The following is a 2,444-nucleotide window of genomic DNA, read 5'->3' as shown; positions in this document are numbered from 1 at the left end:
CTCTCCATAGCCCGGGCGCAAGACCTCGATCACGGTCCCGGAGGGAAGGTCGGGTTGGGCCACCACACTGACCACTTCGTGGAGCTCCGGGGAGAACGGCACACCGACCTCGTCGTGGCGCTCGAAGCCGAACCGTGAGAGCACCTGCACCGCCTGATCCCGGATCGCCTTCACACCCTCGACGACGGTCTGAGGATCGCTGCCCGCGTGGGCCAGCGCAAGCTCCAAATTGTCCAGTACCGGCAGCCACGCCGCGGAAACCTTCGCCACCTCCGCGGCGCGTTCACGGTCCAGATCCTTGGCATACCGCTTGCGCAGGTTGTCCAGATCTGCGAGGGCCCTGCGCCAGCGGTCCTCGAGTTGAGCCAACTCGGCCCCCGTGTCGGTGCGATCGGGCGCCGTCTCGGTCTGATCCCTGTCGGTACCGTCGGTAGCCGGCTCGGTCGTCGAATGATCTGCAGACCTTTCCATCGTGTGCCTCAGCTTCGATCGAATTCGGCGTCGATCACGTCGTCGTCATCCGACGACGCAGCGTCTGCGCCGCCGGCCTGGTGTCCGTCGCCGCCGTCCTGGACCGGCGCGAGCCCGTAGAGCAACTGCTGGAGCTCCGAGGTGAGTGGCTCTACCTCCGCGGGTGAAGCACCGTCTTTCACGGCCTTCCTGGCGTCGGCGATCAGCATCTCGGCCCGCGCCTTGTCGTGCGGTGGCGCACTGTCACCGAGTTCGGCGAGTCGCCGTTCCACTTGATATGCAACCGAATCGAGCGCGTTGCGTGCGTCGACCGCCTTGCGCAACGCCTCGTCCTCACCCCGATTCTGTTCGGCCTCGGCGAGCATGCGTTCGACCTCACTCTGGTCCAGGTTGCCCTGCTCACTGATCGTGATGCTCTGCTCCTTGCCGGTGTCCTTGTCGCGGGCGGTGACGTTGAGGATGCCGTTGGCGTCGATATCGAAAGTGACTTCGACTTGGGCCTCACCGCGTGGCGCGGGACGGATGTCTTCCAGCCGGAACCGGCCGAGCACCCGGTTGTCGGCGGCCCGTTCGCGTTCGCCCTGCAGCACCACGACGTCCACGGCGGACTGATTGTCTTCCGCCGTGGAGAACACTTCGCTGCGCCGGGCCGGGATCGTCGTGTTGCGCTCGATGATCTTGGTCATCACCCCGCCCTGCGTCTCGACGCCGAGGGACAGCGGGGTGACATCGAGTAACAGCACATCGGAGACCTCGCCCTTGAGCACGCCCGCCTGGACTGCGGCACCGAGCGCCACGACCTCGTCCGGGTTGACGCCCATGTGGGGGTCCTTACCGCCGGTGAGCCGGCGAACCAGCGCCTGCACCGCCGGAATACGTGTCGAACCACCGACCAGGATCACCTCGTCGATGTCGTTGGCGGTGACCTTGGCGTCACTCATCGCCTGCTTCACGGGGTCGAGGCAGCGTTCCACCAGATCCGCCGTCAGATCCTCGAACTTCGATCGCATGATCGTGGTGGTGAGGTGCTTGGGACCGTTCGCGTCTGCGGTGACGAAGGGCAAGTTGACCTGAGCCTGGGTGACCGAGGACAACTCGACCTTGGCTTTCTCCGCGGCCTCGAAGAGGCGCTGCAACGCCTGCGCATCCTTGCGCAGATCGATATTCTCCGCACGCTGGAATTCGTCGGCGAGGTAGTCCACCAGGCGTCGGTCGAAGTCGTCGCCGCCGAGGTGGGAGTCGCCGGCCGTGGAACGAACCTCGACCACTCCCTCGCCGACGTCGAGCAGGCTCACATCGAAGGTGCCGCCGCCGAGGTCGAAGACCAGTACGGTCTCGTGGGTCTGCTTGTCCATGCCGTACGCCAGTGCCGCAGCGGTCGGCTCGTTGATGATCCGCAAAACCTCGAGGCCTGCGATCCGGCCGGCGTCCTTGGTGGCGTTGCGCTGCGCGTCGTTGAAGTAGGCCGGAACGGTGATGACCGCTTCCTTGACCTTCTCACCGAGGAACTTGCTCGCGTCGTCGACGAGCTTGCGCAGCACGAGGGCGCTGATCTCCTCCGGCGCGTACTTCTTGCCCCGCACGTCGAATCGGGCCTCACCGTTGTCACCTGGCACGACGTCGAAGCTGACCGCTTTTGCCTCCTCGGAGATCTCGTCGTAATGACGTCCGATGAAGCGTTTCGCCGAGTAGATCGTGCCCTTCGGATTCAAGATCGCCTGCCGTCGGGCAAGCTGACCCACCAGGCGCTCGCCGCTCTCGGTGAACGCCACCACCGACGGCGTCGTCCGCGCTCCCTCGACATTGGAGATCACCACCGGCTCGCCGCCCTGCCAGCTTGCGATGACCGAGTTGGTGGTGCCCAGGTCTATCCCCACAGCGGTCGCCATGACTCATTCCTTTCGATCGGTCCGGCCGGTGAGCAGGCGGACGGCTTCGTCCGCGACCTCGACATCGGCGAGGACTTCGTAGTG

Annotated in this window: 2 protein-coding genes and 1 pseudogene; all 3 read right to left on the bottom strand. The window is 65.4% G+C overall.

Translation table 11 applies throughout. From position 1 onward, the window contains the following. The coding region (locus HGB39_RS37925) for a nucleotide exchange factor GrpE (RefSeq protein ID WP_168443026.1) at positions 1 to 471 on the bottom strand (471 nt) is incomplete at its 3' end. Between the two features lie 8 nt (positions 472 to 479). Then, the gene (gene dnaK / locus HGB39_RS37920; protein ID WP_005571962.1) at positions 480 to 2,360 is read right to left on the bottom strand and encodes a molecular chaperone DnaK; all 1,881 of its coding nucleotides are present in this window, start codon (positions 2,358 to 2,360) and stop codon (positions 480 to 482) included. 3 nt (positions 2,361 to 2,363) lie between these two features. Further along, positions 2,364 to 2,444, bottom strand: a pseudogene (locus tag HGB39_RS40110) (general stress protein); the annotation flags it as partial.

This window comes from Rhodococcus opacus, from assembly GCF_012396235.1.
GTDB lineage: Bacteria > Actinomycetota > Actinomycetes > Mycobacteriales > Mycobacteriaceae > Rhodococcus_F > Rhodococcus_F opacus.
This window is presented reverse-complemented; position numbering and strand designations above follow the sequence as displayed.

Coding starts and splice junctions, on each gene's coding strand:
- dnaK (WP_005571962.1), bottom strand. CDS start 2,360: ATGGCGACCGCTGTGGGGATAGACCTGGGCACCACCAACTCGGTCATC.